Here is a 22115-nt window from a genome sequence, read left to right as displayed (position 1 = left end):
TTATTATGGCTGTTGGAAATGTAGCAGTACCTGATACCATCTATCCGATTGACGGCATTAGACTCAGTGCGACCGCAGCAGGCGTGCGCTACAAAAACCGTGATGATTTGGTTGTCATAGAAATTGCGGAACAAGCGACCACGGCAGTTGTCACGACCAAAAATACATTCTGTGCCGCACCTGTGCGCATATTACGTGAGCACTTTGCCAAGACCAGTCCTCGTTATTTAGTCACTAATACTGGTAATGCGAATGCAGGTACAGGCGCTGATGGCAAACGCCGCGCCGTTGACATCTGTACAGCCTTAGCTGATAAAGCAGGCGTAGATACTCATGCGATATTGCCGTTTTCTACTGGTGTGATTGGCGAGCCGTTAAATAGTGATGCAGTCATTGCGGGTTTAGATGATGCGTTGGCAACTTTAGCTGATGATAGCTGGCTGGCTGCCGCTAATGGTATTCGAACGACAGATACTATTCCTAAACTTACTAGCCAAAAGATTGAGGTGTCAGGTACCAGTTATCATATCACTGGTATGTCAAAAGGCTCAGGCATGATACGCCCAAATATGGCAACCATGCTTGGCTACGTAGCAACGGACGCCAATATTGCCGCTGATTTATTGCAAGAGATGTTGAGCGCTATTAGTGAGCAGTCTTTTAATCGCATTACCGTCGATGGTGATACCTCAACCAATGACTGCTGTGTATTGATTGCAACAGGGGCTGCCAGCTCAGATGTGATTGATAGTCCAGCACATCCGCATTATCAGCCTGTCTTTGACGCATTGACCCAAGTCTTTGTGCGTCTGGCACAGTTGATTGTACGTGATGGTGAGGGCGCGACTAAGTTCATGACGGTCAAGGTAACTGGCGGTCAGACCACGCAAGAGTGCTGCGATGTGGCTTACGCAGTGGCGCATTCACCGCTAGTAAAAACCGCCTTTTTTGCAAGTGATGCAAACTGGGGACGTATCCTAGCAGCAGTTGGTTATGCGGGTATCGACGACCTAGACACTGAGCAAGTTGATGTATATTTAGATGAGGTCATGATTTGCCAAAATGGTGGTGTTGCGCCGAGCTATACGGAAGAGGCAGGTAAAGCTGTCATGAGCCGCGCTGAGATTACTATTCATATTGATCTTGCTCGTGGTGAGGCTAGCGATACAGTATATACCTGTGATTTGTCATACGACTATGTCAAGATCAATGCGGATTATCGTAGCTAACAAGCTTAACTCAAAATAATATTCAAATACGTCCAAGAAAGGCCAAAGCAAACGTTGCTTTGGCCTTTTTGGTTTCTAATCCTTTTTGCATTCTAACGTAAGCCGAGTATCAAAACACTCTGTTATTTAATACATACTATTAACATGAGTTGCAAAAGCTGACGTTAGTTTACAAAGCAGTCGTAGAGAGTAAGTTGGTTTGCAGCATATACTTGCCTAAGTAAATAAATGGCACTTGTTATTTTGATGATAAAAAGAAGTCTTTTGAAAAGAAATATTTTTTGATTGCTGTCGATTAATTAGCAATATCACTGCCATAGAAAAATAGTTTCAATAATAAATCTAGACACACAATAAATAATTATTACCACTCACTTGAGGAATACACAATGAAAAAACTAGCACTCGCAGCATTGATGACAACTTTTGCCCTTTCTGGTTGCTCTACTATGAGCATGGATGACGAGCGTACAATGGTTGTGGAAGGACAGCCTATGAACGTAAAAGTGGTTAATATCCCAAGTTTTGAAGTAGAAATTGCACCGCGTAAAGCAGTTTGTGATCTGACTGCAACAGATGGCAGCATGGTAGAGTCACAGTGCTTACAGTATCGTCAAACCTATCAGAAAAACTACACAACTTTAAATGGTAACATTCAAGGCTTTACTTACGAGCCAAACTATCGCTATGTTTTAGATGTACGCCAAGAAGCAGTCGCTGCTGAAGGATCAAATATGGTGCAGCCTGTCTGGATTCTAAACGAAGTGGTTTCGAAAACTGCTGAGTAATTCTAATACTTAACGTCATGATTTAGCGTTACGATGCTGTTCATGAAAAAGACCTCTAATTTTTTAGAGGTCTTTTTTATTGCTATCACTGTTAACGATTACGATTCACCGTTAGCACAACCGGTAACTCAGATTAGCATTGACTGTAGTTGACACTAACACCTCGAGTGGCAGTAGGAATTCTGTTATCAGCATAAACAGCAAGCCCACCACGTGCAGTCTCTTTATATTTATCAGACATATCTGCGCCTGTCTGCTTCATGGTTTCTATGGCTTTGTCCAAAGAGACAAAGTGCTGGCCATTACCTCTACAAGCTAGGCGTGCAGCATTAATTGCCTTGACCGCACCCATCGCATTACGCTCTATACAAGGTACTTGTACCAGACCGCCAATAGGATCACAGGTTAGGCCTAGGTTGTGCTCAATACCAATTTCGGCGGCGTTTAAGCACTTGGCTGGTGTGCCATCCATAATTTCTGCTAATGCAGATCCTGCCATCGCACAGGCAGAGCCTACTTCACCTTGACAGCCGACCTCGGCACCAGATATAGATGCATTTTGTTTGATTAGACTACCGATAGCAGTAGCGTTCAACAAGAATTTGCGGACGCCGTCTTGGCTATAGTTGGGCAAAAAGTCACGGTAATAGTGCAGTACGGCAGGGATAATACCTGCGGCGCCATTAGTTGGTGCTGTCACGACCTTACCGCCATTGGCGTTTTCTTCATTGACGGCGAGTGCGTATAAGTCTACCCAATCCATAGCGGCGAGTTTATCCGTTTTAGTGATAGGCTGATCTTTTTCAGCACACAGTTGACCGTACAAGTCTTGTGCACGGCGCTTAACATCTAAGCCACCTGGCAAGATACCACCATTTTCACAGCCTTGCTTTACACAGTCTTGCATGACCTCCCAAATACTATCTAAGTAAGCAAATATCTCTGCTTTATCATGGAAGTGGCACTCATTTGCCAGTACCAATTCGCTAATACTCAAGTCATGCTGACGACATTGCTCTAGAAGTTCTGCTGCGTTGTTGAACGGGTAAGGCACGCTATCGATGGTTGGGCTGGCATGATCTTCGTCTGGGTCGGTAGCATCTTCTTCATTGATAACAAAGCCGCCCCCAATCGAATAGTAGGTCTGTTGATAGCGAGTGCCATCGTTTGATATGGCACGCAGTGTCAGTGCGTTAGGATGGTAGGGCAATACAGTGTCATCGTACCAATGAATATCCTGCTCTGTATCAAAGGCAATGGTGTGAGTACCTGACACATTCAATATTTTTTCAGAAAAAATAGGAGATAAGTAGTCACTACTCATGCGCGTATCAATAGTGCTTGGCGTATGACCTAGTAACCCTAGCAATATGGCCGTATCCGTAGCATGCCCTTTTCCTGTTGCTGCCAGCGAGCCATAAAGCTCGATTTCTATCTTAGCAACGGCAGTCAATGCTATCTGTTTGGTTAATGAGTCCAAAAACAGGTTGGCGGCTACCATTGGCCCGACAGTATGTGAGCTTGATGGACCAATTCCGATTTTAAATAAATCAAAAACACTAATCATAATAAGTTACCGAAAAGTTTAAGAGCCTTAGCAATCCTCACGATTACATTGAGCGCTTTTATTGAGAATACAACAGACGGTTATCGCCCGCAGCCACCATTAATAGGGGTATGCGAGACATTGTCTATAAAAGGTTTAACACGAAAGAGTACAAGTGATGACTGAATAATAACTTTTATTTATTTTGAAACTCCGCTATCATGCTCGGAGTCAACGACTATGTAACATCCTGTAAGTAAATATCGCTACTGAGTATGCTAGCGTGCAAAAGGGTAAGTATGTTTTTGACAACAATTTTCAACCTTATGCAGCTATCAAGACTTGGCTATCATACCAAATAATACTTTTGGTTTGTCATATTACAACATAAATGAATGAATTAAGATGACATATTATTGATAGGGGACATTAGGTTTCTTCGATTTAAATCATCTGTAACTTACGCGGTTTTGTTGGTCAGTCTATCAACCTCATTCAGTTTTTATCTCATTAGTTATTTTAGCCTATTACTTTAGCTCAGCTCACATAGGACAAGCGCGCATGCCATCACAAAAAGACCCATCATCAGCTCCAGAGAACAGCGCTCAAGATCAGTCAGCTCACAATGCATTAGAGGCTGCAGGTATTGATTCCGCAGCCATAAACTACCCAAAAAATCCAGATTTTGAAAATGGTCGCTGGTTTCCGACATGGCGAGCCTACAAAGGTAACTTAGACCGTGATCCAGTTGGTATTAATGAATATCTGCCACCATCAAAGAGTGTCTTGCTAGGGATACAGCATACGTTTGCAATGTTTGGTGCGACCGTGCTTGCGCCATTATTGATGGGGTTTGATCCTAACCTAGCTATCTTGATGTCTGGTATCTGTACGGTGATGTTCTTTATGATCACTGGTGGACGTATGCCAAGTTACTTGGGATCGAGCTTTGCGTTTATTGGGCCCGTCATTGCGGTGACCGCTTATGCAGGGGCAGGGTTCAATGATAATTTGAATGTCGCGCTAGGCGGCATCATGGCTTGCGGTATTATTTATGCGCTAATTGGTTTGCTGGTGATGAAGACGGGTACAGGCTGGATTGAGCGTTTGATGCCGCCCATTGTGACTGGTGCCATCGTTATGATTATTGGTCTGAATTTGGCACCAGTGACCATTCAGGGTGTCTCTGCCAATCAGTTTGATGCGTGGATGGCCACGTTGACGGTATTACTCATTAGCAGTGTAGCGATATTTACGCGCGGCATGTTACGTCGTCTGTTATTACTGGTAGGTTTGGTGCTGTCCTATTTTGCTTATTTTGTCATGACCAATGTTTTAGGGTTTGGTACGCCAATTGATTTTAGTACGGTCGCCGCTGCCTCATGGTTGGGGTTACCCAGTATTCATACCCCAAGTTTTGAGATGAGCGCTATTATTTTAATTGCTCCTGTTGCTTTTATTTTGGTAGCTGAAAATTTAGGGCATTTTAAGGCAGTAGAAGGCATGACTAAGGCTCGTGTCACCCCTTATATGGGTCGAGCGTTTTTGGCGGATGGTTTGGCTACGACTTTTTCGGCTGGATTTGGTGGTACAGGGGTAACCACTTATGCGGAAAATATTGGTGTGATGGCAGTTACCAAAGTATATAGCACAACAATATTTGTCGTTGCAGGTATCGTTGCAATTATATTGGGTCTATCACCAAAGTTTGGGGCGATTATCCAAACGATACCAGCTGCGTTATTGGGCGGTGCGTCTATTGTGGTATTTGGTCTTATCACGGTGGCGGGCATAAAAATCTGGATAGACAGCAAGATCGACTTCAGTAAAAACAGCAACCTCATTATCGCGGCAGTGACCATAATCATGGGTACGGGAAACTTTAGCTTGCACTTAGGTGGTTTTGATCTGGGCGGTATTGGTACGGCTACTTTGGCTGCTATCGTATTAAATGCGTTATTTAACCAAAGCGCTGAGACCAAAGCAACTAAGCAATCATTGGCTAAATAATTAGACTATATAATAAGTAAATCTGAAATGCTTAAATAAGTAATACAGTCTATTATGCCAATAAAAAGCGCCCATACTATTGATAGTGTGGGCACTTTTTATTGGCTGACCGTATTCAGTCAAAAACGCAGTTTTACTTATAGTCCCGCTTATAAAATTTTGAGAAAAATCCATAACGACGTAGTGCACGAGGCTTGGGTTTCAGTGATCCTAAATAAATAGCAAACATAGTCAATAAGGCGCCGCCCCATTGTAAGCTATTGATGGGTTTGTCCAGCCAACTGTAATCAATCACGAGAGCGGCGATAGGTTCAGTCAATAGTAATAACCCAGTCAGTGCCAGAGACAGCTTCGGAATCGAGTAGGCAATCAGACCCCATGCCAAGCACTGCATCACTGTACCGTAAACAAGTACCCAGCCAATCTCAGACCATGTATTGGGTAATATATGACCAGTATCAAATACGAACATCGGTATAATCATCGCTAAAACACCGCCAACACTGATCAGCTGCATCAGCATAAAGATTGGTACAGGTTCGGTATCGTGTGTCTTACGAATAAAGGTCATTGATGCGGCCAGCATCGCGCCTGAGACAATACCGGTGACAAAGCCCCAAGTAGCAGCTGTATTATGCGCAAACTCAGGACTGCCAATCATGGCCACGCCCAACATCGCCAAAAACAAACTGATGATCTGTACGATAGATTGGCGTTCATTGAAGTATAAGAACCCGATTGCCGCCAAGAAAAAGATCTGTAAGCTGTTGAGTAGGGTCGAGATACCAGGACCAACGGCATAGATACTCTCGTGCCAAAGCGCCAAATCTAATCCCAAAAAGGCACCTGATAACAAACCATAAAAAATAGCACGCCTTGATTGAGGTATTCGTTGTCCCATTATTTTGGCTAAAAAGGCAAATACGACACCTGATATGGCCAGTCGCCAAAACGACATCGCCCAGCCACCGATATCGACATGAGCGACAATCAGACTGCCCAAGCCAAAAATAATACAACCAATAACCAAGCCAATAGGGGCGGCGCGTGAAGAAGCAATTGCCATAAATCGTCCTTATATTATTATTTTAGTCGGCACATATGTCGGTTGACCAAAGGCATATTGTCGTGGTTTTAGGCGAGAAATGAAATGGTAAAACCAAAATTTATTTTAGTTTTAGAAAGATTACTACGATAGGTAGTGAAAGTGCTTAAATAAAGGGCAGATACAAAGTCAGACATTCACGAGCATTAATTTCCAAAAGTTCAAGTTTTTAAGAATTTATACACTATTTGAGAGTTTATGCGCTATGTGGCGGTGTTGATATTTATACAACAGCGCTTATATAATCGAGTCACATCCTTACAGGAATGGCGTTGGCGTGCACATGACTATTTGTTAGTCTAATGCCTTATGATGTGGCTAGCGCTCAATGTGCTATACCAAACACTCTATATTATTTGCCTAGGTTTGCTCATGCTCCGACATTTTTTGTCAAATATACCGTCAAATGTGATTTCTAAATCTTCCCTAAGAGTATCGCAGTTTAGCGTTGCTATTGGTGTTCTCTCTAGTGCTGTACTTTTGATACCAAGCGCACAAGCAGCCAGCTGTAAGCTTCCCAAAAGCTACTACAAAAATGTCTCCTGTACGGCTAGTAGTCGTTACTTTTTAGCAGAGAAAGACTTTGGTGCACCAGTGGCTTTGATTGATAGCAAGGGTAAAAGAGTTGTCGACTTATCACGCTATCAAAAAGTTGATGCCAATAAGATATCAGGCGGTCTACTACCTGTGCTACGCAACAGCCATGTCGGTTATCTCAATATGCAGGGCCGTGAGGTTATACCGGTAATGTACGATATGATCACAGGAAACCAAGGATGGGCGCGCCCAGTATCCGATGGGCGTATCGTGGTAAAAAAGGACGGCAACTATGGCGTTATTGATACGTCCAACAGTACCGTTGTCTCGTTTTCAGCCGCAATCAATGAGATCGATGACTATCGTAATGGTGTGACGCGCGTCCGCAAAAACAGCACAACCAGCTGGTTGGACAAAAACGGCAATGCAGCTAACGATCCAAACGCTCGGAGTAGCAGTCAGACAACTAAACAACCGACCACGTCTAGCAATACCAATGTATCATCATCACAATCGGAGCGACCCACACCTAGACCCTTTACGACGTTGCAACCCCGACAGCAAGATGGAAAGTGGGGTTTTGTAGATGATAGTGGCGTTACGATGATTACTTATTCATTTGATGAAGCCCGAGCATTTTCTGAGCAATTAGCTGGTGTACGTATTGGTAATGAGTGGGGGTTTGTGAATCTTGGCGGTGAGCTGGTGATTCCTTTTCGCTTTACCAATGATGGGGTATTGGCCAATGATAGCTACAAAGGCAAGCCGTCGTTTTTATTCACGGATGGCAAAGCATGGATTGGTAACCTAAAAAGTGGCAATAAGATGTGTATTGATAAAGAGGGTACTGCTATTAGCTGTGAGTAGAGCAGCGCCGTGCTTATATAAGTAGGCAAAAAAAGAGTGTAAACCCCATCAGTGATTGATAAGGTTTACACTCTTTTGTACAACAGCTATTCGTCAGCTCTTTATCATAGACAAATGGTTATTTATCTGACAAGTGATTGCTGATCAAATCGACCATATAAGGCTGATAGTACTCTGGAATATCATGCGCCATGCCTTCGATCAGATGAAACGTAGCATTAGGAATGGTCTTAGCAACTACTCGGCCTTGTGATGCAGGTAATAGCCCATCAGCGCTGCCGTGCAGTACGATAGTCGGTGCCTTGACTTGCTTACTGAAGCGACTGATAGAGCCTGATGCCAAGATCGCATTGAGCTGCTGTACAGTACCAAGGGGATGAAAGTTGCGTTGATAACGGATTTTGGCAATTTCGCGCACCATACGTACATTGACATGACCTGGCGTACCAACTGTCTTCATAAACCAAACGCTATGGCGTACGATATCACGCTCAGAGTGACTCTCTGGGCGATTGATGAGAGTATATAGCTGCTTGGGCTTTGGCGGTTTTAAAAAAGCACGATTGGTTGTGGTGAACATCAGTGCCATACGCTGAACCAAACTTGGATAACGCGCGGCCACGATTTGTGCAATCATACCGCCCATAGAGGCACCAAGCAGGTGCGTTCTACCGAGTTTTAGAACTTTAATCAGACGCGCAGTGTCCTCTGCCATATCAGTCAGGTTATAGGCAACCTGAGTGCTCTTATTTGACAGCCCCGTTTGTAGACGCATCATCATTTTGAGCTGACTAATACGAGGCAGACCATCGATCTGAACTTTAGAGGACAGGCCGATATCACGATTATCAAAACGAATCACAAAAAACCCAGCATCAATAAAGCGTTTGATAAAATTATCCGGCCAAAATACCATTTGCGACCCCAACCCCATAATCATTAACAAAGGTGGATTGTTGGGGTTGCCGCCAGCTTCGATACATAGCTCAATACCATCACCAATATCAATCATCGCTTGGTAGAGGTGTTTGCTAAGATCGGAGTCTCGCCATTGGTGATCCCCAAACTTTTGCCATTCAGGCGCTGGATAAAAATCTGGCGTATTATCTAGATCTGTGTCTGAAGTTTCACGCAATTTGGCACTATTGATGTCATCTGATTTTGTCATGAAGTGTCCTAATTAGAGGGTCGTCTATTACAGCTCAAGCATCTCAAAATCAAGCTTGCCGACACCGCACTCAGGACACGTCCAGTCATCAGGGATATCTTCCCATTTGGTACCTGGTGCAATACCTTCTTCAGGGCAGCCAAGTGCTTCATCATATATCCAGCCGCAGACAATACATTCATAACGTTTCATAAATAGTCCTATCGATCATTGCTAGTGTTATAGTGCATCATAAACACTCATGTGTAGCATCACAGTCATCATATTAGACTGCAAAAACGCACGTAGTTTAGCATATAACCGTTATTTTCATAGTTAAGTTTACACTTGTATATTGAGATGACTTGCCTTTTATCAAGGCTAGCATGTGCTCTGTTTTGCTGTAATGTAATACAATCTAAGGCGCCAGTCCGCAATACGAAAGCCAGTTATGCTATAATAATCGCCGCTAAATTCACAGAGTCACCCGTTATTGAACGCTGATATACGATTAACCAATTAGTATAGAAGCCATACCCATTCATCATTCAAACCAGATAAACATATAAGTTAAGGGTTAACATGAGTATTAATGCCGCCGCCGCATCTGCCACTACCGAAAATGAGACGACTACCATGCTCAACACTGACCATCCGTTTTGGCAGATTATTCGCACAGTACCAGACTTTCCAAAACCTGGCATTGATTTTTATGATATTACCCCGTTACTGCGCAGTCATGTTGATGCTGTCATCGATGCACTACTTGATGCGTTACCAGAAGGTTTGATGGATGAAGTGGACTGTTTAGGCGCTGTTGAGGCACGCGGTTTTGTATTTGCCAGTATGTTGGCAGGCCGTTTGGGTAAAGGTATGATCTTGCTCCGTAAACCCGGCAAGCTGCCACCACCTGTTGCCAATAAGGCATACGCGCTTGAGTACGGTAAAGATACACTTGAGATGCAAAACAATCTGCCACCTGAGCGTGTACTATTGGTCGATGATATTTTGGCGACTGGTGGTACGCTGACGACAGCGTATGAGCTGTGTCAATCAGCGGAGCATACGGTGGTCGGTGCGTTGGTATTATTAGATTTAGTAGATCTGCATGGCGCGTTTCCAGTACCCGTCTATACGGTATTAAAAGCCTAAGACCAATACTAAAAGACTAAGATCAATCGTAAGTCGTTGCTGTCAGCCACAAAAAAGCGCCCTGAAAATAATCAGGGCGCTTTTTTTATGATTGGTCTGATATATTATGCTTCGTCTTGTTCGTAGCTTTTGCAAGCGCGTTCAACCAGTGTGCGTCCGACTGTCTTTGGTGTCGTGACTTTAAAGTCTTTAGTGGTCAGTATGGGTTTTTCTGATTGCCATGACTTGATGACCTTATTGTCAGCGCCATAATTGACATAAGCTCTTTTGTAGTAACTGGCGTCTTTGCAAGAAATCAGGAGCTGCTGGTCACTATGGTGAATAGTTTTTTCTTTCACTGTATCTTTTTCTTTTTGCTTAGGATAGGTTCTTAGCATAGAGACAGTGATATTTTCGACCTCTTTTTCATCAATGATCTTGATGTCAGAGCTCTCAATAGAGTCCAAATCTAAACTAAAAACCGATCCAGAGCCGCTCTTGGACACTTCTACCCAATTGGCTGCATGGGCGCTGAACGCTAAAGCACTGCCTGCCAATAACATTGATAGCCGTTTCATACTTAAGCCTTGCTTCTTGTTATCTGAAGTCGCTCATGATAGCCAACTTACTGTGGGCAGGCAAATATCTTTTGTGTGACACCAGTGTGAATCTTGTCTCTTTTATTACCCACGGATTGCAGTTAGTGCTTTGGCAAGCTCATCACGTGCACCAATAAAGCCATCGATACCTTTAGGTAATAAGTCTTGTGTGACTTTATCTTTTTGGTAGGCGGCGCTAAATTCCTCATGGGTTAAGCTGACTTGGGTCATTGCTTGTACGTCCATTGACATACTAGGCGAGAGCTGGCGTGTCACCTCAGTGTCCATGGTTGCTAGCTCATCAATGAGATTGGGCGCAATGGTTAACAAATCACAGCCTGCTAATGCCAAAATTTGCTCAGTCGAACGGAAGCTGGCACCCATTACTTGCGTCTGGTAACCATGCTGTTTGTAGTATTGATAGATGAGCTTGACTGATTGTACGCCCATGTCATCAGAAGCTGGTACGTTTTGACGGTTCTGTTGGCGTTTTTGCCAGTCTAAGATACGTCCCACAAAAGGTGAAATCAAGGTCACGCCAGCATCTGCACAAGCGATAGCCTGATGTTGTCCAAACAACAGAGTCAAATTACAGTGAATACCTTGGGTCTCAAGATAGCGTGCTGCTTCAATGCCTTGCCACGTTGCTGCCATTTTTATCAAGACTCGCTCTGAGTTGACGCCAGCTTTTTGATACGCGTCCATAAAGGCGAGGGCTTTATCTATAGTTGCCCCAGTATCGTAAGACAAACGCGCATCAACTTCGGTTGAAACCCGTCCTTCAATCAGCTCTAAAATATCACAGCCCACTTGAATGGTCAGTGCATCAATCACGGCATCAACGTCACCATTATGACGGCTCATTGTCTCTGATAGCATGCCTTGATTGTCAGGGTGAATCATAGCCTTGGTAATTAGACTTGGATTGGTGGTCGCATCGATAGGTTTTAAACGTGCAATGGCCGAAAGGTCACCAGTATCAGCAACAATGGTAGTCATGGTGCGTAGCTGTTGTAATGCGCTCATCAGGTATCCTATTTTTTGGTAATGATATGATGCTCCTCTTATATATAGCAGGGTAGGGAGCTGAACTGAGACTGTAACACAGTTTTGAGCATGTGTTTGCCCAGAGTTGTGCTGTGCGACGCTGTTATGTGCCTTAACTGTGCTAATATTAATGGCTATTGATATATTTATGCGCATTTACGAATGGGCACTGACTCAAGTTTTTGTTATAGTAGAGCCGTCTATATGTCGAGCAGCTGTATTTGATGATACATATAGTATCAGCAGCAAATGACGCTAATGCGTAACTGACTTTCGAATGACTCCATCATGGGGCTATACACAAATAACATTGTATATAATCATCGATATGTAAAGACAATCAAAGCGCCTAATAGTTAAAATACTTAATGATTGAGGCACCTAATTATTGAGGCGCCTAGCAATTAAAGTATATAAAAGACAGTAGGATTAAGCAGTATTAACACCTAAACAATAGCAATACCTAACAGTGATAAAATCTAAAAAGGATGGGCGGTAATGAGCGAGCAGTCACCAGATCAAAATATGGACAATCTAAATCAAACCACCGCAGGCGCTAGCGATACCGCAACTGAAAAAGAGTTTTTAGACAATATTCGTCAAAATATTGACGCAGTCGACTGCGAGATCCAAACACTCATCAATAACCGCGCCAAGCTGGCTCAGCAAGTCGCTACAGTAAAGAAAAACCATATTGCCACTGATGATACCAGTAACCCTATCTTTTATCGTCCTGAGCGCGAAGCACAAGTACTAAAAGCAGTAATGGAGCGTAATACTGGTCCTATCGCTGACGAAAAAATGGCGCGTTTGTTCCGTGAAATCATGTCAGTATGCTTGGATTTAGAAGCACCGCAGCGCATTGCCTTCTTGGGACCAGTCGGTACCTTTACGCATGCCGCCGCGCTCAAGCATTTTGGTAAGGCCGCAGATACCGTGCCTATGACGACGATTACGGATGTGTTCCGTGAAGTTGAAGCGGGTACTGCGATGTATGGCGTGGTCCCTGTCGAAAACTCTTCAGAAGGGGTGGTCAATCATACCTTGGATGGATTCTTATCTTCTACCCTAAAGATCATTGGTGAAGTTGAGCTACCGATTCATCAAAACTTCTTAGTTGCTGAACACACCAAAATTGATGGCTTGAGCCGCATTTACTCACATCAGCAATCGCTTGCTCAGTGTCGCCATTGGCTAGATGTGAACTTTCCCAATGTTGAGCGCGTTGCCGTATCGAGCAATGGTGAAGCCGCCCGCCGTCTAAAAAACGAGTGGCATTCAGCAGCGATTGCAGGTGATGTGGCAGCGGCAGAGTATGACCTGCACAAGCTTTACTCAAACATCGAAGACAACCCAAGCAATACCACGCGCTTCCTAATCATCGGTCATGAAGCCATCGCGCCATCTGGTCAAGATAAAACCTCTATCGTTGTGTCAGCACACGACAAAGCGGGTGCGCTTATCGAGATATTAAAGCCTTTGTCCTATCATGGCGTATCGATGACCAGTATTGAGACCCGTCCTGAGCGTCCTAATAAATGGGCATATGTGTTCTTTATTGATATGAATGGTCATATCAATGATCCAAATGTCAGTGCGGCTATCAATGATATTCGCCCATTGGTGAAAGATTTGCGCATATTAGGCTCGTATCCAAAAGCCGTCCTATAAAATATGTAGGCAGCACTTATTGGTATGAACATACAATAAGTGGGTCTTAGATTTTAAAGGCAGTATTTAGAGACAACATTTAGGGATGAACCATGCAAGATTCTCAATTGACATCATCAGACTTATTACCACTTGTGCCTGCTTATGACAGTATTCTGGCATTAACACCCTATCAAATAGGTAAGCCGATTGAGGAGTTGACCCGCGAGTATGGTGTTTCAGATGTGGTCAAGCTGGCTAGCAATGAGAATCCAATGGGGTGCTCACCGCGTGTGACCCTAGCAGTGACCGAGCAATTGGGTCAACTGGCACGATATCCTGATGGCAATGGCTATTACCTAAAGCAAGCTTTGGCTGACTTTAATGATGTCAGTGCTGATCAGATTACGCTTGGTAATGGCTCTGATGATTTGCTTGATATCTTGGCGCGTAGTTTTGTTGGCACTGATGATGCTATCGTCTATAGCCAGTACGCTTTTGTAGTGTATTCGATGTTAGCGAAAATGCAAGGCGCTGTAGATATTGAAGTGCCTGCCCAGCGTTTTGGTCATGATTTAAAAGCCATGAGCCAAGCGGTTCAGGATAATCCCAATACCAAAATTGTTTTTATTGCCAACCCTAATAATCCAACGGGTACTCAGCTAGCGCAAAAAGCGCTGCGTCAATTTTTTGATAGTGTACCACCCTCAGTACTGATCGTATTGGATGAAGCTTATATCGAGTATAGCCCTGAGAGTAATAACCGCGCGCTATTAGATGAGTTTGATAATGTGGTTATCGTACGTACGTTTTCTAAAGCTTATGGACTGGCAGGGTTACGCGTGGGCTACGCCCTAAGCTCAGTCGCTGTTGCGCACTTATTAAACCGTATTCGTCAACCGTTCAATGTCAGCCGCGTAGGTCTAGCAGCAGCAGCAGCGGCACTTGCTGATCAAGACTTTATCGAAGAGACTCGTGTGATGAACGACGAGCAAATGCGCTGGTTAGAAAAGCAGTTTGATGCGTTAGGTCTGGGTTTTGTGAAGTCGCATGCCAATTTTATTATGGTTGAGGTAAAAGTTGAGATGGAAGATATAACCGCTGATTCCATTCACCAAGCACTACTTGAGCAAGGTGTCATTGTCCGTCCACTGGCAGCTTATGGTCTCCCTAACTGGCTACGCATTACGGTAGGTTTGGCTGAAGACAATCTGCGTTTGATAGATACGCTGCGCTCTATATTGACCGAAGATTAAGCTGCTTGATAGATGGTTTTAACCAAATAATATGATAATGAATCATTAAATTTTATAACGCTAGGGTATGCTTTATCTAAGTTTATCTTAGCGTGTTCAACGAGAAAAGCCGTGAGTCATCAGAAAAAAAACAACATTCGACCGTCTTTGAATATACCCCAACCTATGTTTAAACAAGTTTGTGTGATCGGACTTGGACTGATTGGTGCCAGCTTTGCGCAAGCCATCAAAGATAATAATCTAAGCGAGCGTCTGGTAGCAGTGGACAGATATGCACCAAGTATTGCTGAGGCTATTGAGCACGGCTTATTGGATGCAGGTAGCGCCACCCTTCTAGACGTTGCTCGCGGCAGTGACTTGATTATCATTGCCGTGCCAGTACAGGCAGTACAAGCAGTGTTTGTCGATATCAAGCAAGCAATGGGTGATGGACAGCTTGCTACCGATTGCATCATTACGGATGTTTGTAGTACCAAGGTCAATATCATTGATGCTGCAAAAGTCGTGTTTGGTTCGTTGCCAATAGGGCTTGTGCCTGCGCATCCGATTGCTGGGGCTGAAAATTCAGGGTATCATGCCAGACGCGCCAGCTTGTTTGTCAACCATAGCGTCATTGTCTGCGAACTACCGACTACCAACACAAGGTCAATCGCAAGGTTGCGTCTATTGTGGGAAGCAGTAGGCGCAAATGTGATGTCTATGCCAGCCGATCACCATGATCGTATATTGGCGCATACCAGTCACTTACCGCATTTGCTTGCCTTTAACTTGGTTGAGCAGTTGGCGAGCCATGATGATAATTTAGATATGTTTCGATATGCCGCTGGCGGGTTTCGCGATTTTAGCCGTATCGCCGCCAGTGACCCTAAAATGTGGCATGATATATTTTTTGCCAATCAAAGCGCCATTGTGAGCGCTCTTGATGAGTATGGTGTCTATCTACAAACCATGCGCCAGCTCATCATTGATCAAGATTCAACCGCCCTGATGGGACTTTTAGGCCGTGCGCAAGCCGCACGGCGACATTTTGGCCATATGTTAGCCAGCACCCCTTATACGGATACTTCTGCCATGTCAGCTTCTTATAATATTACCCCTAGCAACACTGTCTCTGGCACCATTGCGATCCCTGGTGATAAATCCATCTCGCATCGCAGTATCATGCTTGGCAGTCTTGCCACAGGCGTGACCAATGTGACCGGATTTTTGGAAGGAGAGGATGCTCTTGCAACACTACAAGCATTCCGTGACATGGGCGTCACCATCGAAGGTCCTGACAATGGAAACTTGATCATCCATGGTGTCGGTATGAATGGTCTAAAACCAAGCAAGACCCCACTATATATGGGCAATTCAGGCACCAGTATGCGCCTGCTATCTGGTATTTTAGCGGCGCAATCGTTTGATAGTGTGTTGACTGGCGATACCAGTCTAAATAAACGCCCGATGGAGCGTGTGGCGGCACCGCTACGGTCTATGGGGGCAGTGATTCAGAGTACGGGTCACAGTGGCACCGCGCCACTGAGCATCACTGGTCGTGACACAGTCGGTAAGCCACTGCAAGGTGCTGAGTATGATATGCCAGTTGCGTCAGCGCAGGTCAAGTCCTGCTTACTTCTAGCAGGCCTGTGGGCAGAGGGTACGACAACCGTCACACAGCCTGAGGTCAGCCGCGACCATACTGAGCGTATGTTATCGGCTTTTGGTTATCCTGTGACTGTAGAAGGCAATCGTATTAGTGTCACTGGCGGCGGTGAGTTAACAGGTGGTGATATTGCGGTTCCTGCTGATATTTCTTCTGCGGCATTTTTTATGGTAGCAGCTGCTATCAGTCAAAATAGCGAACTGACGTTGACCCAAGTCGGTATCAATCCGACACGTACGGGTGTCATTGATATTCTAAAATTAATGAATGCAGATATTAGCCTAAGTAACAAGACACACGTTGGCGGCGAGCCAGTGGCTGATATTACCATTCGCAGCTCAAACTTGGTCGGTATCGACATACCAGAGCATCTTGTGCCACTAGCAATTGATGAGTTCCCTGTACTGTTTGTCGCGGCTAGCTGTGCGCAAGGGCGTACCGTATTGACTGGGGCTAAAGAGTTACGCGTCAAGGAGTCAGACCGTATTGCCGTAATGGCAGAAGGCTTACAGACGCTTGGCATCGATTGTACTGTCACTGATGATGGGCTGATTATTGAAGGCAAAGGCACTGCTACTGAGAACGGCGATATAAATAATAGCCAACCTGTCTTTGGTGGTGGTCACATTGTCTCGCATCATGATCATCGTATTGCGATGAGTTTCTCTGTTGCCAGTTTACGTGCATCCAAGCAAATTACTATCGAAGGGGTTGAGACAGTCAACACCAGCTTCCCAGGATTTGCGACGCTTGCCAACCAAATCGGTATGTCTATTGACGTTGATCAATTGGATACTGGTGCCCAATAGATCATCAAATGCCAGTTAGTGTTATCTTCTTGATTGACAACACAGCGCATCAATAAAAATTTAGTATTACATCGTTAGCAATGTACTCATGTCACTACTGGCATGAGTACATTGCTTTTTACCTTATAATCTCACTGTAGTAACCCTGCGCTTTCACCATGATGTCGATAATAACAATCAAAACTAGGTGATGGCGCGCTTTGCTCTAAAAAGTTGTCCTATATTATGACTACCCAAAATGTCATCAAAAAACCTGTTGCTCCCATTACTACTACCAGGCGCGGTATCATTACAGCGCTTATTGCGTTTTTTATCTGGGGCGGATTTCCGTTATACTTCAAAAAACTATCTGATTATGATGCGACTGAGATCATTGGGCATCGTATCGTCTGGACGTTTTGCTGCCTACTGATTGTGTTAGTGGCTACCAAACGCTGGGGGTGGATAGAGACACTCAAAAAGAACCCAAGATGGATTGCGCTATCGCTAGTATCTGGTTTGATTATCGCCACTAATTGGCTCACCTATGTGTGGGCGGTTAATCATGACCGTATCCTTGAGGCCAGTTTGGGATACTTTATTGGACCGTTGGTAGGCGTCGCATTATCAATGATATTATTCAAAGAGCGCTTGCGCCCTTTACAGTGGGTTGCTATTGGGTTTGCATTATTTTCTGTCGTCATTCAAGTAGTGATGATTGGCAGTTTGCCGTGGATATCGTTGATTTTGGCGTTTAGCTTTAGTACTTACGGGACTATTCAACGACAAACGCCATTGACTGCTGTTGATGCTATGTTTGTTGAGACAGCGATGTTGGTACCGTTATGTTTGTGGTGGTTTTGGCAGTCTGATGTGGTCAGTCACCAGCTGAGCTTTTGGTTTAGCTCAAACATTTGGCTGCTTATGATTGCAGGCCCGATTACGCTGATACCGCTACTGTTGTTCAATAAATCTACCAAGCTTGTCGCGTATAGTATCCTAAGCTTTATGAACTATTTGACGCCAACCTTTATTTTCTTCTTGGCGGTATTTTATTATAAAGAACCATTCGATTTACATCGTTTAGCAGTATTCGGTTTGATTTGGTTAGGTCTGCTACTATTTAGCATCGACCTTTGGCGCCATCGCCCAAGTAAAATGTTAAAAGCGGCGCGCCTACGCGAAGAAACTTTGCAATAGTTTTGGATAAAAATTTATCACTCAAATAAAAATTCGCAAATAAGGATAGACGTATGTTCCATACACAGTCTGATGTCGTATTTATAAAGGGTCTAAAAGTTGAAGCGGTAATTGGCGTTTTTGACTGGGAGCGCGCAATTACCCAGCCGTTGCTCATTGATATCGCACTTGAGACGGACATTAGCGCTGCTGCACTGTCAGATGATGTGAGTGATGCACTCAGCTATAAAGAAGTCTGCGATGATGTGAGCGAGTGGTGTAAAGAGATACAAGCAAAGCTACTTGAGCATTTAGCAGGTCAGATCTCTGATAAGCTATTTGCAAAGTACGACTGTCAAAAAATCACGTTAAGTATTGCCAAGCCGACTGCTATCACTCAAGCCGACGCGGTCGGGGTGCAAATAACACGCTATGCACCAGCGTCAGCTAACGAGTCAGCTACTAAAGACGCTAATGACAGCCAAGCCGATGACGCATAAAACGTCGATAGATTTAGAAACGCTAACACAGGGCGAGCCTGAGACTCTGCAGACACAGCCTGTGGTAGAGGTAGTGTTAGCGCTGGGTAGCAACTATCAAGCTGACAAATATCTTCCGCTTGCTCGAAAGCGTTTAGCAGCGTTAGGCAAAGTACATCTGTCCACAGCGTTTCAAAATCCTGACTTTACCGCGAGTTTAGACCAGCCAAAACCTGACTATACCAATCAATGTGTCCATCTAGTACTGACAACGCCAATGAGCCTGCAGCGACTACAGCAAACCTTCAAATCTCTTGAAGGGGACTGTAATAGATGCCGAAAAACTGAACCGAATCAAGTGCGGCGGGTGACAATGGATATTGATATTCTGATGATTAAATTGGCTAATGTAGAAAATAGCCTAAGCAGAAAATTAGCATCCAAACCAATGCCTGATTGGATAGTAATGGCCGATCGTTATCCGTTTAAAGCGCATGAGGAGGGGGGGGTTCAAGAGTTAGCAATAGCCAATCTATCGTTTCCAATATTGTTTTGAGAACCAGTAACGTCTGATAGGCAGACTGCTGGCAATCGAATTTGTAAAGGGTGATTTGATAAAAATATTATAGCGCGTACATTTTACTTCTCTGTAAGCGCCATAATATCGTCAATATTGAACGTTAAGTCTGAATACTTCTATTATTTTTTCTCGGTACCTGCTTCTACTTCGTTAATATCAGCACGACCAATCACATCTAAATCCTCTAGACACAGCTTATCGTATTTTTTCTTGCAGAAGCTAGGGTCGATATCGCACATTGCTGACTGCAATTGATCTAGGCGATTCTCTGATTGCTGAATGTGCTCAAGCATTTTAGCAAAAGCTTCTGCAACAGGGTCTTGTGAATAGGGGTCGATACCATAAGCGCGGAAGGTATTGGTACGTTTTGCGGTAGGGGTGGTATCAGCTGTTTGATCTTCGCTGCTGTCACCTGCTTTCGCAATTTTCTCTTGCTGCTTGGCATCTTGTACCTTAGTCGTAAGCGGGTTGCCTTTTTCATCATGATAATCTGAGATCATACGAGCCGCACTACCGACCATCGTTGCACCTGCTGGTACCGGTTTGACCACCACTGCATTTGAGCCAATTTTGGCATTTTTACCGACAGTGAATGGCCCCAGTACTTTGGCCCCAGCGCCGACTGTCACACCATCTTCTAGTGTTGGATGTCGCTTGCCATTGTTCCAAGACACTCCGCCTAAAGTGACACCGTGGTATAAGGTCACATCGTTCCCAATCTCAGCGGTCTCACCGATGACGACGCCGACACCGTGATCGATAAAAAAGCGCTTACCAATCTTGGCAGCAGGGTGAATCTCGATACCGGTAATAATACGTGAGCCATAAGAGATGACGCGCGCCGCCAATTTTTGTTCGTTGTTCCACAAACAGTGGGCACCGCGGTGCAATATCAGCGCATGAATACCAGGGTAGGTCAAAACAACCTCCAAGCTATTACGTGCTGCAGGATCACGGGTAAATACTGCTTCAACATCTTCTTTTAGATCTTTTTTGATGCTGGCAAGTGTTTTGAACAATTTGGCTGGCACTGACATAAAGCGTCCTATCTATTTGTCTATAGAGCACCGCTGCTAACATAGCAGGGTCTCTCATCTGTGGTCATGATATTCGGATAACAATGGAAACGTATAGCCGCTAGTCTCTCTCAAGTTATAACAGCTTTATGCCCTAAAATATAGTAAGGCGCTATCAAATAAACTGAGGTGATGAGCGATAACTTACCTTAGTCTTTTGAGAGTTTCGCAATCAAAGCACTTAATAGTTGATACTCTTTTTGATCAAGCTGCAAACGCGACCCAAGTCGAGACAGCCGCGATGGCAATGATTTTAGATGTTCGCTATTTGCCAGACCACGATTGATCATAAGATCCGTAGTACGCTGGGTGAGCTGCTGTAATTGCTGCTGAGTGATAGCAGGCTCGTCCCATTGCTGACGCAAATGCACATCAAGTGTCGGCTGAGTCGTGTCATCTGACTCTGTATCCAAATCATCTGCTGTCTGAACGTGTGTCTGAGCATAAGCAAAAATAAAGCTAGCAATGACTTGCACTGCGGAGGCGACATTTAGTACTGGATAGGCAGGATTGGCATCGATTTGAATGTGATAGTCTGCATAAGCCAATTCTTCATTGGTCAATCCGCGGTCTTCACGTCCAAATAGTATAGCGATATTTGGCTTGCAAGAAGGCGCAGCAGATAAAGTATCACTATGATCTGTACTTAAAGCTGCTTGTGCATCAATAAAGTCAAACATGATTTTGGCGGCCTGTGTGGGTGTCACGACAGGGCGAGGCAAATGACGACTGCGACTACTGGCAGCAAATACCAACTGACAATCAGAGATAGACGCCTCTAGGGTAGGCGCAATCACAGCAGCGGACAACAGATCACTGCCACCAGCTGCATGTGAGACACTGGTATCATCAATCGGTAGTTTGGGATCGACGACTGTCAAGCGAGACAAGCCCATAGTATGCATGGCACGGGCAGCAGAGCCAATATTAGCAGGTAGAGTCGTATTGACCATAACGACTTGTAGACAGTTAAGATAATTATTCACTGTACGGGCGTGCTCAGTAGATAATAAAGCGTCGTTACTCATTATTGCCCCAGTCTTTGATTGATTTCTTGTTCGGCGCGTTGTAATGCGCCAGCGATGTTTTCAATCAGATCTGCGTGCTCACTGATATGGCGCTCACGGCAGTACTCTTGTAGCTCGCTGCTCAGGCGGACTAATTGAGTGGTACCTAAGTTTGCACTTGCCCCTTTTAGAGCGTGAGCTGCCTCAAAGCCGGTAGCGTTATCATTCTCTTGCTGGGCACTACGTAATGTCTCAATTCTTTGACGACTGTCCGTGAAATATACATGTATCAAATCGACAAAGTCTTCTTCTAGCAAGTCACGCATGTCTTCAAACTGTTCATGATTGACAATCTCTTCATCAGTCTGACCAGTTGTATTATTATTTGTCATGTCAGTCATTGTTTTTGTCCGATTATTAAAAGTTAAAGCGGTAAGATTACTATAGTA

The 22115-nt window shown here is 44.3% G+C and carries 20 protein-coding genes; 11 read left to right on the top strand and 9 right to left on the bottom strand.

All coding sequences use genetic code 11. From position 1 onward, the window contains the following. Positions 1 to 5: 5 nt before the first annotated feature. Together argJ and AC5JP1_RS04275 are read left to right on the top strand one after the other, a co-directional pair. Complete coding sequence (gene argJ / locus AC5JP1_RS04280) at positions 6 to 1229, top strand: bifunctional glutamate N-acetyltransferase/amino-acid acetyltransferase ArgJ (protein WP_493843271.1); 1224 nt, start codon at positions 6 to 8, stop codon at positions 1227 to 1229. A 389-nt stretch (positions 1230 to 1618) separates the two neighbouring features. Further along, positions 1619 to 2017 carry a DUF4377 domain-containing protein gene (locus AC5JP1_RS04275; protein ID WP_443524055.1) on the top strand — a complete coding sequence of 133 codons (399 nt, stop codon included), beginning with the start codon at positions 1619 to 1621 and terminating at the stop codon, positions 2015 to 2017. A 133-nt stretch (positions 2018 to 2150) separates the two neighbouring features. Here the strand turns inward: AC5JP1_RS04275 and AC5JP1_RS04270 are convergent, their stop codons facing one another. Beyond that, positions 2151 to 3587: an L-serine ammonia-lyase gene (locus tag AC5JP1_RS04270; RefSeq protein WP_493844429.1), complete on the bottom strand. Its 1437-nt coding sequence runs from the start codon at positions 3585 to 3587 to the stop codon at positions 2151 to 2153. Between the two features lie 537 nt (positions 3588 to 4124). Here AC5JP1_RS04270 and AC5JP1_RS04265 point away from each other — a divergent pair. Next, positions 4125 to 5573, top strand: a complete 1449-nt coding sequence (locus AC5JP1_RS04265) for a solute carrier family 23 protein (protein ID WP_493843270.1) — start codon at positions 4125 to 4127, stop codon at positions 5571 to 5573. A gap of 133 nt (positions 5574 to 5706) precedes the next feature. Here AC5JP1_RS04265 and AC5JP1_RS04260 read toward each other — a convergent pair whose 3' ends face one another. After that, positions 5707 to 6639, bottom strand: a complete 933-nt coding sequence (locus AC5JP1_RS04260; protein WP_493843269.1) for a DMT family transporter — start codon at positions 6637 to 6639, stop codon at positions 5707 to 5709. Positions 6640 to 7050: 411 nt separating this feature from the next. Between AC5JP1_RS04260 and AC5JP1_RS04255 the strand changes: the two genes are divergently transcribed. Continuing rightward, complete coding sequence (locus AC5JP1_RS04255) at positions 7051 to 8082, top strand: WG repeat-containing protein (protein ID WP_493843268.1); 1032 nt, start codon at positions 7051 to 7053, stop codon at positions 8080 to 8082. Between the two features lie 118 nt (positions 8083 to 8200). On the opposite strand, the gene AC5JP1_RS04250 is transcribed toward AC5JP1_RS04255, so the two are convergent. After that, positions 8201 to 9250 (bottom strand): alpha/beta fold hydrolase, encoded by a 1050-nt coding sequence (locus AC5JP1_RS04250; RefSeq protein ID WP_319050386.1) that lies wholly within the window; start codon positions 9248 to 9250, stop codon positions 8201 to 8203. Between the two features lie 27 nt (positions 9251 to 9277). After that, complete coding sequence (locus AC5JP1_RS04245) at positions 9278 to 9442, bottom strand: rubredoxin (protein ID WP_057759803.1); 165 nt, start codon at positions 9440 to 9442, stop codon at positions 9278 to 9280. Positions 9443 to 9865: 423 nt separating this feature from the next. Here AC5JP1_RS04245 and AC5JP1_RS04240 point away from each other — a divergent pair, with 423 nt between their 5' ends. Next, positions 9866 to 10381: an adenine phosphoribosyltransferase gene (locus AC5JP1_RS04240; protein WP_443524811.1), complete on the top strand. Its 516-nt coding sequence runs from the start codon at positions 9866 to 9868 to the stop codon at positions 10379 to 10381. A 104-nt stretch (positions 10382 to 10485) separates the two neighbouring features. Here AC5JP1_RS04240 and AC5JP1_RS04235 read toward each other — a convergent pair whose 3' ends face one another. Continuing rightward, positions 10486 to 10938: a surface-adhesin E family protein gene (locus AC5JP1_RS04235; protein ID WP_319050387.1), complete on the bottom strand. Its 453-nt coding sequence runs from the start codon at positions 10936 to 10938 to the stop codon at positions 10486 to 10488. A gap of 105 nt (positions 10939 to 11043) precedes the next feature. Then, complete coding sequence (locus AC5JP1_RS04230) at positions 11044 to 11985, bottom strand: transaldolase (protein WP_493843267.1); 942 nt, start codon at positions 11983 to 11985, stop codon at positions 11044 to 11046. Positions 11986 to 12504: 519 nt separating this feature from the next. Between AC5JP1_RS04230 and pheA the strand changes: the two genes are divergently transcribed. The 6 genes from pheA to AC5JP1_RS04200 all read left to right on the top strand — a co-directional run bounded on the left by pheA (position 12505) and on the right by AC5JP1_RS04200 (position 19559). Beyond that, positions 12505 to 13677 (top strand): prephenate dehydratase, encoded by a 1173-nt coding sequence (pheA, locus tag AC5JP1_RS04225; protein ID WP_319050389.1) that lies wholly within the window; start codon positions 12505 to 12507, stop codon positions 13675 to 13677. 92 nt (positions 13678 to 13769) lie between these two features. Then, complete coding sequence (gene hisC, locus AC5JP1_RS04220; protein WP_493843266.1) at positions 13770 to 14912, top strand: histidinol-phosphate transaminase; 1143 nt, start codon at positions 13770 to 13772, stop codon at positions 14910 to 14912. Positions 14913 to 15077: 165 nt separating this feature from the next. Next, the gene (locus AC5JP1_RS04215) at positions 15078 to 17366 is read left to right on the top strand and encodes a bifunctional prephenate dehydrogenase/3-phosphoshikimate 1-carboxyvinyltransferase (protein WP_493843265.1); all 2289 of its coding nucleotides are present in this window, start codon (positions 15078 to 15080) and stop codon (positions 17364 to 17366) included. Positions 17367 to 17591: 225 nt separating this feature from the next. Next, positions 17592 to 18545, top strand: coding sequence for an EamA family transporter RarD (gene rarD / locus AC5JP1_RS04210; protein WP_493843264.1), 954 nt, complete (start codon positions 17592 to 17594; stop codon positions 18543 to 18545). 53 nt (positions 18546 to 18598) lie between these two features. Next, complete coding sequence (gene folB / locus AC5JP1_RS04205; RefSeq protein WP_493843263.1) at positions 18599 to 19024, top strand: dihydroneopterin aldolase; 426 nt, start codon at positions 18599 to 18601, stop codon at positions 19022 to 19024. Further along, positions 18999 to 19559: a 2-amino-4-hydroxy-6-hydroxymethyldihydropteridine diphosphokinase gene (locus AC5JP1_RS04200; RefSeq protein ID WP_493843262.1), complete on the top strand. Its 561-nt coding sequence runs from the start codon at positions 18999 to 19001 to the stop codon at positions 19557 to 19559. Before folB ends, AC5JP1_RS04200 begins: the two co-directional genes overlap by 26 nt. A 143-nt stretch (positions 19560 to 19702) precedes the next feature. Here the strand turns inward: AC5JP1_RS04200 and cysE are convergent, their stop codons facing one another. The 3 genes from cysE to AC5JP1_RS04185 form a co-directional block, all read right to left on the bottom strand. Then, positions 19703 to 20620 (bottom strand): serine O-acetyltransferase, encoded by a 918-nt coding sequence (cysE, locus tag AC5JP1_RS04195; RefSeq protein WP_493843261.1) that lies wholly within the window; start codon positions 20618 to 20620, stop codon positions 19703 to 19705. A 188-nt stretch (positions 20621 to 20808) separates the two neighbouring features. Further along, positions 20809 to 21687, bottom strand: coding sequence for an RNA methyltransferase (locus AC5JP1_RS04190; RefSeq protein ID WP_493843260.1), 879 nt, complete (start codon positions 21685 to 21687; stop codon positions 20809 to 20811). Beyond that, positions 21687 to 22067, bottom strand: coding sequence for an Hpt domain-containing protein (locus tag AC5JP1_RS04185; protein WP_493843259.1), 381 nt, complete (start codon positions 22065 to 22067; stop codon positions 21687 to 21689). The genes AC5JP1_RS04190 and AC5JP1_RS04185 overlap by 1 nt, the downstream gene beginning before the upstream one ends. Positions 22068 to 22115: the final 48 nt, after the last annotated feature.

This window comes from Psychrobacter sp. H29, assembly GCF_059073055.1.
Note: the sequence above shows the minus strand (reverse complement) of the source record. Positions and strands in the feature narration are given on the sequence as shown.

Bases quoted from the DNA above. Each gene is read 5' to 3' on its own strand.
- argJ (WP_493843271.1), top strand. From the start codon at position 6: ATGGCTGTTGGAAATGTAGCAGTACCTGATACCATCTATCCGATTGAC.
- AC5JP1_RS04275 (WP_443524055.1), top strand. From the start codon at position 1,619: ATGAAAAAACTAGCACTCGCAGCATTGATGACAACTTTTGCCCTTTCT.
- AC5JP1_RS04265 (WP_493843270.1), top strand. From the start codon at position 4,125: ATGCCATCACAAAAAGACCCATCATCAGCTCCAGAGAACAGCGCTCAA.
- AC5JP1_RS04260 (WP_493843269.1), bottom strand. From the start codon at position 6,639: ATGGCAATTGCTTCTTCACGCGCCGCCCCTATTGGCTTGGTTATTGGT.
- AC5JP1_RS04255 (WP_493843268.1), top strand. From the start codon at position 7,051: ATGCTCCGACATTTTTTGTCAAATATACCGTCAAATGTGATTTCTAAA.
- AC5JP1_RS04250 (WP_319050386.1), bottom strand. From the start codon at position 9,250: ATGACAAAATCAGATGACATCAATAGTGCCAAATTGCGTGAAACTTCA.
- AC5JP1_RS04245 (WP_057759803.1), bottom strand. From the start codon at position 9,442: ATGAAACGTTATGAATGTATTGTCTGCGGCTGGATATATGATGAAGCA.
- AC5JP1_RS04240 (WP_443524811.1), top strand. From the start codon at position 9,866: ATGCTCAACACTGACCATCCGTTTTGGCAGATTATTCGCACAGTACCA.
- AC5JP1_RS04235 (WP_319050387.1), bottom strand. From the start codon at position 10,938: ATGAAACGGCTATCAATGTTATTGGCAGGCAGTGCTTTAGCGTTCAGC.
- AC5JP1_RS04230 (WP_493843267.1), bottom strand. From the start codon at position 11,985: ATGAGCGCATTACAACAGCTACGCACCATGACTACCATTGTTGCTGAT.
- pheA (WP_319050389.1), top strand. From the start codon at position 12,505: ATGAGCGAGCAGTCACCAGATCAAAATATGGACAATCTAAATCAAACC.
- hisC (WP_493843266.1), top strand. From the start codon at position 13,770: ATGCAAGATTCTCAATTGACATCATCAGACTTATTACCACTTGTGCCT.
- AC5JP1_RS04215 (WP_493843265.1), top strand. From the start codon at position 15,078: ATGTTTAAACAAGTTTGTGTGATCGGACTTGGACTGATTGGTGCCAGC.
- rarD (WP_493843264.1), top strand. From the start codon at position 17,592: ATGACTACCCAAAATGTCATCAAAAAACCTGTTGCTCCCATTACTACT.
- folB (WP_493843263.1), top strand. From the start codon at position 18,599: ATGTTCCATACACAGTCTGATGTCGTATTTATAAAGGGTCTAAAAGTT.
- AC5JP1_RS04200 (WP_493843262.1), top strand. From the start codon at position 18,999: ATGACAGCCAAGCCGATGACGCATAAAACGTCGATAGATTTAGAAACG.
- cysE (WP_493843261.1), bottom strand. From the start codon at position 20,620: ATGTCAGTGCCAGCCAAATTGTTCAAAACACTTGCCAGCATCAAAAAA.
- AC5JP1_RS04190 (WP_493843260.1), bottom strand. From the start codon at position 21,687: ATGAGTAACGACGCTTTATTATCTACTGAGCACGCCCGTACAGTGAAT.
- AC5JP1_RS04185 (WP_493843259.1), bottom strand. From the start codon at position 22,067: ATGACTGACATGACAAATAATAATACAACTGGTCAGACTGATGAAGAG.